Genomic DNA, 8,285 nt, shown 5'->3' on the forward strand with positions numbered 1-8,285 from the left:
CGTTGAACGTCCCCAACGGAGCGTTCGCGACGCCGAAGCAGCGTGCGAGCACGGGGAGGCGCACCACGAACCGGTGAACTCCGGCCGGAAGAGGACGACTCGCCGACCCGAAAGGGCAGAAATACCCGATTCCGCACAGCGGGAGACGGAAAATGTCGGTGGTGGGAGTTTCACTGGAACGGTGAGGAAAGGAGGCACCGCCATGATCGACGAGCTGAACCATCGTGAGCGGGCCACCCTGCGAGCCGTGGCTGGGGGCCATGCCGAAATCAGTTGCAGCTGCGAGCCGGACCTGTTCATCGACGGGCTCGCCTGTTGTGACCAGCTGACCGCGCATCGCTTGGCGCGGTTGGGTTTTGTCCGCCCCGCGAGAGCGGGTAAATGCGGGGAGCGGGTACCCGCTCTGCTGACCGACAAGGGATCTTCGGCGCTGGCCGGGCCGGACTCGGTCGCCGCGTAGGGAACCGCGGGGAAATCGGTTGCCCCGGGAATGAACGACACCGCAGCATTGTGCGGTGGAGTCATTCCTGGAAACCGCTCGTCTCGTCCTCCGGCGGTTCACGATCGAGGATGTCGACGCCATGTACGCGCTCGACAACGATCCGCGCGTCACGCGGTTCGTCAACGGCGGCGCGCCCGTCGACAGGGCGTACATCGCCGAGGACCTGATCCCGCACTACCTCACGTACTACGAGCGGTTCGAGGGCTACGGGTTCTGGGTCGCGGAAGAGCGAGCCGGCGGGACGTTCCTCGGCTGGTTCCACTTCCGGCCCGAGGAAGGCGCGCCCGCCGACGAACCCGAGCTGGGCTACCGGCTCAACCACGACGCGTGGGGCAAGGGCTACGCCACCGAGGGCTCGCTCGCGCTGCTGCACAAGGGATTCACCGAACTCGGCGTATGCCGCGCGGTCGCTTACACCATGGCGGTGAACAAGCGCTCACGCCGGGTGATGGAGAAGATCGGCATGCGCTTCGTCCGGACCTTCCACGAGGAGTGGGCCGAATCGATCGAGGGCGCCGAGCACGGCGAGGTCGAGTACGCGATCACCCGCGCGGAGTGGGCGAATCGGCCTTGACCCACCGCTCGCCTCGCTCGCGGGCCACCGCCTCGCCGCCGGTGAGGTCGGCCAGCCAGCCGTGGAACGGCTCACACTGACCCGTGCCGAGCCCGATCTCGAAGTGCGCGTTGTCGTCGAACCAGGAGTCGTGCAGCAGGTACGGCGAAGACCGCAGGTCGTTCTCCAGGCGCCCGGCACGGCCGTAGTCGACGGCGACCTCGACCAGGTGCAGCCGCCGGTACTCGGTGACACCGACGACGTCGAGCGCCTCGGCCACGGCCTGGCTGTACGCGCGGATCAGCCCGCCCGCGCCCAGCAGCACGCCGCCGAAGTAACGAGTGACGACGGCCACGGTGTCGGTCAGGTCGCGGCGCCGCAACACCTCCAGCATGGGCGTGCCCGCTGTGCCCGCGGGCTCACCGTCGTCGCTGGAGCGCTGGGTACGCCCGTCCGGCCCGAGCACGAAGGCGTGGCAATGGTGCCGCGCGCCGGGTTCGGCCTTGCGGCGCCGGGCGATCTCCTCGCGCGCGGCGTCCGCGGTGTCGACCGGGGCGAGCGCGCACAGGAACCGGGATCGCTTCACCTCGATCTCGTGCACCCCGGCACGAGCTACGGACAGGTAACGATCAGAACCGGTCATCCCGCCAGCTTCTCATCTCTCCCGCCCGCGTGAACACCCGGTGGCGCAGCACGTTTTCGCAGGTCAGCACGATTCCGCCGTACCTGCGAGCAAGAGGTTCCGTCGTATGGGGAGTACCCCGGGACCCGTCAACGTAAGCGTGGCATTTCCCACGCGCGGCCATCGACGTATGTCGATAACGGCGAATTCACACTATCGTCATAAGACCCGGCGAACCCGGGAGTAACACGCGTGCCCCTTGACTGGCCCCCACCACAGCGGCTCGTCACACCCGGGCGCGTGCGCAGCACCACCACAGTTCGGCCGCCCAATGCTGTGCGGTCCTCCCGATGTCCGTCCCAGGACGGCCGTACTCCCTTCGCGGATAACGGCCAGGACGACGTCTTCGCTCTCGACTGACCATCGCGGTCCCGGACCACTTTGTTAACTGGTTCTGCTCGAACCACCTAATGGAGTGTGTGCCGGTCGCGCCGACGCCTTGGGAGGCGGCCAGCCGTGACCCACCGTACTAGTTCCGTCCCCCATCCGGGGGAAGAGCAGGCCAAGGGCCTGTACCGCACCGAATACGAACACGACGCCTGCGGTGTCGCCTTCGTCGCCGACCTCCAAGGTCGCCGGGACCATGCGATCGTGGCCAAAGCACTTGTCGCACTGCGGAATCTGGAACATCGTGGGGCGCGCGGCGCCGAACCCGACACGGGTGACGGCGCGGGCCTGCTGATCCAGATCCCGGACGAGTTCTACCGCGCGGTCGTCGATTTCGACCTGCCCGACGCGGGCGCGTACGCGGTCGGAACCGCTTTCCTGCCGACCGACGAAAAACGGCGCGGCCGCGCGATGAGCGCCATCGAACGCATCGCGGGCGAAGAGGACATGCGCCTGCTCGGCTGGCGCGAACTGCCGGTCGACGCCGAACACGTCGGCCCGACCGCGGCCGAGACGATGCCGCACTTCACCCAGCTCTTCCTCGCCGGGCGCAGGAACAACCTCGACGGGCTCGCCTTGGAGCGCGCGGCCTTCTGCGTCCGCAAGCGCGCCGAACACGAGCTGGCCGAGGACGAGGTCTACTTCCCTTCCCTGTCCTCGCGCACGATCGTCTACAAGGGAATGCTCACCGAGCCGCAGGTCGAGAAGTTCTTCCTCGACCTCACCGACGAGCGCGTCACCAGCGCCATCGGCCTGGTGCACTCCCGCTTCTCCACCAACACGTTCCCCTCGTGGCCGCTGGCCCACCCGTACCGCTACGTCGCGCACAACGGCGAAATCAACACGTTGCGCGGCAACCGGAACTGGATGGACGCCCGCGAGGCGCTGCTCGGCACCGACCTGATTCCCGGTGACCTCAAGCGGATCTACCCGGTCATCACCCGCGGCGCGAGCGACTCGGCTTCCTTCGACGAGGTGCTGGAGCTGCTGCACCTCGGCGGCCGGTCGCTGCCGCACTCGGTGCTGATGATGATCCCGGAGGCGTGGGAGAACCATCAGGAGATGGACCCCGCGCGCCGCGCGTTCTACGAGTTCCACTCGACGCTGATGGAGCCGTGGGACGGGCCGGCGCTGGTCGCCTTCACCGACGGCAGCCAGATCGGCGCGGTGCTGGACCGCAACGGCCTGCGCCCTGGCCGCTACTGGGTCACCGACGACGGCCTGGTGGTGCTCGCCAGCGAGGTCGGCGTGCTGGAGCTGGACCAGTCGACGATCGTCCGGAAAGGACGGTTGGAGCCGGGCCGCATGTTCCTCGTCGACACCGCCGAGGGGCGGATCATCGAGGACGAGGAGATCAAGACCGAGCTGGCCACCGCGCACCCGTACGACGAATGGGTCGACGCCGGGCTGCTGCGGCTGGAGGAACTTCCCGCGCGGGACCGCGAAATCCCGCTGCACGCGGCGCTCGTGCGCCGTCAGCAGGCGTTCGGCTACACCTCCGAGGAGCTCGAAACCATCCTCGAACCGATGGCCCGCACCGGCGCGGAGCCGATCGGCTCGATGGGCAACGACTCGCCGATCGCCACGCTCTCGAGCCGGTCGCGGCTGTTGTACGACTACTTCATCCAGCTGTTCGCGCAGGTGACCAACCCGCCGCTGGACGCCATTCGCGAGGAGCTCGTCACCGCGCTCGGCACCCAGCTCGGCGCGGAGCCGAACCTGCTGGACGCGAACGCCAAGTCGTGCCGCCGGATCGTGCTGCCGTTCCCGGTGCTGGACAACGACCAGCTCGCGAAGCTCGTGCACGTCAACGACGACGGTGATCTGCCGGAGTTCCAGGCGGTCACCGTGCTCGGCCGGTACAACGTGCACGGCGGCGGCGCGGCGCTGCTGGAACGCCTCGACGAGATCCGCGCCGAGGTGTCCGAGGCGATCGAGGACGGCGCGCGGCTGATCGTGCTGTCCGACCGCGGGGTCGACGAGGACCACGCGCCGATCCCCTCGCTGCTGCTCACCGGCGCGGTGCACCACCACCTGGTTCGCGAGAAGACCCGCACGCAGGTCGGCCTCATCGTCGAGGCGGGCGACGCGCGCGAGGTGCACCACATCGCGTTGCTCGTCGGCTACGGCGTCGCCGCGGTCAACCCGTACATGGCGATGGCGACGGTCGAGGAAATGGCGCTGCAGGGCCGGATTCCCGGGGTCACCGCGCAGCAGGCCACCCAGAACCTGATCAAGGCGCTGGGCAAGGGCGTGCGCAAGACGATGTCGAAGATGGGAGTGTCCACTGTGGCCTCCTACACCGGCGCGCAGATCTTCGAGGCGGTCGGGCTCGGCGAGGAGGTCATCGAGACCTGCTTCACCGGGACGACCTCGCGCCTCGGCGGCGTCGGCTTCGACACGATCGCCGACGAGGTCGCCCAGCGGCACCGCCACGCCTTCCCCGCCGACGGTTTCCACGCGAACCATCGCGAGCTGGAGACCGGCGCGGACTACCAGTGGCGCCGCGAGGGCGAGCCGCACCTGTTCAACCCGCAGACCGTGTTCAAGCTCCAGCACTCGACCCGCAGCGGGAAGTACGAGATCTTCAAGGAGTACACGAAGGCCGTCGACGACCAGTCCGAGAAGCTGCTGACGCTGCGCGGGCTGTTCGACTTCAAGTACGGCAAGCGCGCACCGGTGCCGATCGAGGAGGTCGAGCCGGTCTCGGAGATCGTCAAGCGGTTCGCGACCGGCGCGATCTCCTACGGGTCGATCTCGGCCGAGATGCACGAAACCCTGGCCATCGCGATGAACCGGCTCGGCGGCAAGTCGAACACCGGTGAGGGTGGCGAGGATCCGGAACGGCTCTACGACCCCGAACGGCGCAGTGCCGTGAAGCAGGTCGCGAGTGGACGGTTCGGGGTGACGAGCGAATACCTCGTCAACGCCGACGACATCCAGATCAAGATGGCGCAGGGCGCCAAGCCCGGCGAGGGCGGGCAGCTGCCCGGCCCGAAGGTGTACCCGTGGATCGCGAAGACGCGGCACTCCACGCCCGGTGTCGGGCTGATTTCCCCGCCACCGCACCACGACATCTATTCCATCGAGGACCTTGCCCAGCTGATCCACGACCTCAAGAACGCCAACCCGAAGGCACGCATCCACGTGAAGCTCGTGTCGGAGGTCGGCGTCGGGACGGTCGCGGCGGGTGTGTCGAAGGCTCACGCCGACGTCGTGCTCATCTCGGGCCACGACGGCGGGACCGGCGCGTCGCCGCTGTCATCCATCAAGCACGCCGGTGGCCCGTGGGAACTCGGGCTCGCCGAGACGCAGCAGACGTTGCTGGCCAACCGGTTGCGTGACCGGATCGTGGTGCAGACCGACGGTCAGCTCAAGACCGGCCGGGACGTCGTCGTCGCGGCGCTGCTCGGCGCCGAGGAGTTCGGCTTCGCGACCGCGCCGCTGGTGGTGTCCGGCTGCATCATGATGCGGGTGTGTCACCTCGACACCTGCCCGGTGGGCGTGGCGACGCAGAATCCGAAGCTGCGCGAGAAGTTCAGCGGCAAGGCCGAGTACGTGGTGAACTTCTTCGAGTTCATCGCCCAGGAGGTCCGGGAATACCTGGCGGAGCTGGGTTTCCGCTCGATCGCCGAGGCCGTCGGGCACGCCGAGTTCCTCGACAAGCGCAAGGCCGTCGAGCACTGGAAGGCGTCCGGTCTGGACCTGGCGCCGATCTTCCACGTGCCCGAGATGGCGCCCGCTGGGCTGCGGCTCCAGCAGACGCTGCAGGACCACGGGCTGGACAAGGCACTCGACAACACGCTGATCCAGCTCGCCGAGGGCGCGCTGAACTCCGGCGACAAGGTGCGGCTGGAACTGCCGGTGCGCAACGTGAACCGGACCGTCGGCACCATGCTCGGGTCCGAGCTGACCAAGCGCTGGGGCGGGGAAGGCCTGCCGGACGACACGATCGACGTCACCTTCACCGGCACGGCGGGCCAGTCGTTCGGCGCGTTCGTGCCGAGCGGGATCACGCTGCGGCTGGCCGGCGACGGCAACGACTACGTCGGCAAGGGCCTGTCCGGCGGGCGGATCATCGTGCGGCCGCCGCATGAAGCGACGTATGCGGCGGAGGAGCACATCATCGCCGGGAACGTCATCGGCTACGGCGCGACGAGCGGCGAGATCTTCATCCGCGGCAAGGTCGGCGAGCGGTTCTGCGTGCGCAACTCGGGCGCGCTGGCCGTCGTCGAGGGCGTCGGTGATCACGGCGGCGAGTACATGACCGGGGGCCGGATGGTGGTGCTCGGCCAGATCGGGCGCAACTTCGCGGCCGGGATGTCCGGTGGGATCGCCTACGTGCTCGACCTGCCGGCGCACCGGGTGAACCCGGAGATGGTGGACATCGATCCGCTCGACTCCGAGGACGTCGCGTTCCTGCGGTCCACTTTGGAGAAGTACTACAACGAAACGGAATCCGCTGTCGCGCGGGCCCTGCTGGCGGACTGGGACGCGGCCACCGACCGGTTCGGCAAGGTCATGCCGAAGGACTACAAACGAGTGCTCGCCGCTCAGGCGAAGGCCGAGCGGGATGGGCGTGACGTGAACGAGGCGATCATGGAGGCGGCTCATGGCTGACCCCAAGGGTTTTCTGACCACCCCGCGCGAAACGCCGAAGAGCCGCCCGGTGGATCTGCGGCTGATGGACTGGCGCGAGGTCTACGAGGACTTCGCGACGACGAAGCTCCAGAAGCAGGCCGGGCGCTGCATGGACTGCGGGATCCCGTTCTGTCACCAGGGTTGCCCGCTCGGGAACCTCATCCCGGAGTGGAACACCTTGACGTGGCAGGAAGACTGGCGCGAGGCGGCGGATCGGCTGCACGCGACCAACAACTTCCCGGAGTTCACCGGCACGCTGTGCCCCGCGCCGTGTGAAACCGCTTGTGTGCTCGGGATCAACGACGATCCGGTGACGATCAAGCGGGTCGAGATCTCGATCATCGACCGCGCCTTCGAGGAGGGCTGGGTCACCCCGCAGGTCCCGGTGACGAAGACCGGCAAGAAGGTCGCCGTCGTCGGTTCGGGGCCGTCCGGACTTGCCGTGGCGCAGCAGTTGACGCGCGCGGGCCACAGCGTCGTGGTCCTCGAGCGGGCCGACAAGATCGGCGGGCTGCTGCGCTACGGCATCCCCGAGTTCAAAATGGAGAAGTCCCGTTTGGACCGTCGGCTCGACCAGATGCGGGCCGAGGGCACGGAATTCCGGACCTCGGTGAACGTCGGCGTCGACGTCACCGCCGAGGAACTGCGGTCCGCCTACGACGCCGTGGTGCTCGCGGGCGGGGCGACGGCGTGGCGGGATCTGCCGATCACCGGCCGCGAACTGGACGGCATCCACCAGGCGATGGAGTTCCTGCCGCCCGCGAACCGGGTCGCTGCCGGGGAGCTGGACGTGTCGCCGTATGACGCCGCCGGGCTCGACGTCGTCGTGATCGGTGGCGGTGACACGGGCGCGGACTGCGTCGGCACGTCACACCGTCAGGGCGCGAAATCGGTGACACAGCTGGAAATCATGCCGCGTCCGCCGGAGTCCCGTTCGGACGCTCACCCGTGGCCGACGTACCCGATGATCTACCGGGTCTCCTCGGCGCACGAGGAGGGCGGCGAGCGGCTGTACTCGGTCAACACACAGGAGTTCCTGGGTGACGCGAACGGCCGGGTGCGGGCGCTTTCGCTGGTCGAGGTGCGCAATGAGGGTGGCAAGTTCGTCCCGGTCCCCGGGACCGAACGGGAGCTCCCCGCGCAGCTGGTGCTGCTCGCGATGGGCTTCGTCGGCCCGCAACGGGAGGGCCTGCTGGAGTCGCTCGGCGTCGAGCTGGACCCGCGCGGGAATGTCGCGCGGGACAAGGACTTCCGGACCAGCCTGGACAACGTGTTCGTGGCCGGGGACATGGGCCGGGGCCAGTCGCTCATCGTGTGGGCTATCGCCGAAGGCCGCTCCGCGGCCTCCGCCGTCGACGCCTACCTCACCGGCCGGGACGTCCTCCCCGCCCCCATCCGCCCCACCGACCGCCCCATCTCCTGACCCGAAACGGCGATCTCGCCGGTTCGGGGAGTGTTTACGCGGCGGTGGGCGCGCACCCCCCCCCCACACCCCCCATGAACCGGAGGCCCCCGCCGCC

At 68.6% G+C, this 8,285-nt stretch carries 5 protein-coding genes; 4 read left to right on the forward strand and 1 reads right to left on the reverse strand.

Annotated features, from left to right (window positions below; translation table 11 throughout):
• Window positions 1-202: 202 nt before the first annotated feature.
• Both ACFWY9_RS44325 and ACFWY9_RS44330 read left to right on the forward strand, forming a co-directional pair.
• Window positions 203-460, forward strand: a complete 258-nt coding sequence (locus ACFWY9_RS44325) for a hypothetical protein (RefSeq protein ID WP_378330231.1) — start codon at window positions 203-205, stop codon at window positions 458-460.
• Between the two features lie 55 nt (window positions 461-515).
• A complete protein-coding gene (locus tag ACFWY9_RS44330) occupies window positions 516-1,076 on the forward strand; it encodes a GNAT family N-acetyltransferase (protein WP_378330230.1) in 561 nt (186 codons plus the stop codon).
• Here ACFWY9_RS44330 and ACFWY9_RS44335 read toward each other — a convergent pair.
• Entirely contained in the window at window positions 1,045-1,698 is a 654-nt protein-coding gene (locus ACFWY9_RS44335) for a YigZ family protein (protein WP_378330229.1), read from the reverse strand. The genes ACFWY9_RS44330 and ACFWY9_RS44335 overlap by 32 nt on opposite strands.
• A gap of 495 nt (window positions 1,699-2,193) precedes the next feature.
• On the opposite strand from ACFWY9_RS44335, the gene gltB reads away from it, so the two are divergent.
• Both gltB and ACFWY9_RS44345 read left to right on the forward strand, forming a co-directional pair.
• Window positions 2,194-6,744, forward strand: a complete 4,551-nt coding sequence (gltB, locus tag ACFWY9_RS44340; protein WP_378341715.1) for a glutamate synthase large subunit — start codon at window positions 2,194-2,196, stop codon at window positions 6,742-6,744.
• The gene (locus ACFWY9_RS44345) at window positions 6,737-8,188 is read left to right on the forward strand and encodes a glutamate synthase subunit beta (RefSeq protein ID WP_378341716.1); all 1,452 of its coding nucleotides are present in this window, start codon (window positions 6,737-6,739) and stop codon (window positions 8,186-8,188) included. Before gltB ends, ACFWY9_RS44345 begins: the two co-directional genes overlap by 8 nt.
• Window positions 8,189-8,285 lie beyond the last annotated feature (97 nt).

The organism is Amycolatopsis sp. NPDC059027, assembly GCF_042739735.1.
GTDB lineage: Bacteria > Actinomycetota > Actinomycetes > Mycobacteriales > Pseudonocardiaceae > Amycolatopsis.

Coding starts and splice junctions, on each gene's coding strand:
- ACFWY9_RS44325 (WP_378330231.1), top strand. CDS start 203: ATGATCGACGAGCTGAACCATCGTGAGCGGGCCACCCTGCGAGCCGTG.
- ACFWY9_RS44335 (WP_378330229.1), bottom strand. CDS start 1,698: ATGACCGGTTCTGATCGTTACCTGTCCGTAGCTCGTGCCGGGGTGCAC.
- ACFWY9_RS44345 (WP_378341716.1), top strand. CDS start 6,737: ATGGCTGACCCCAAGGGTTTTCTGACCACCCCGCGCGAAACGCCGAAG.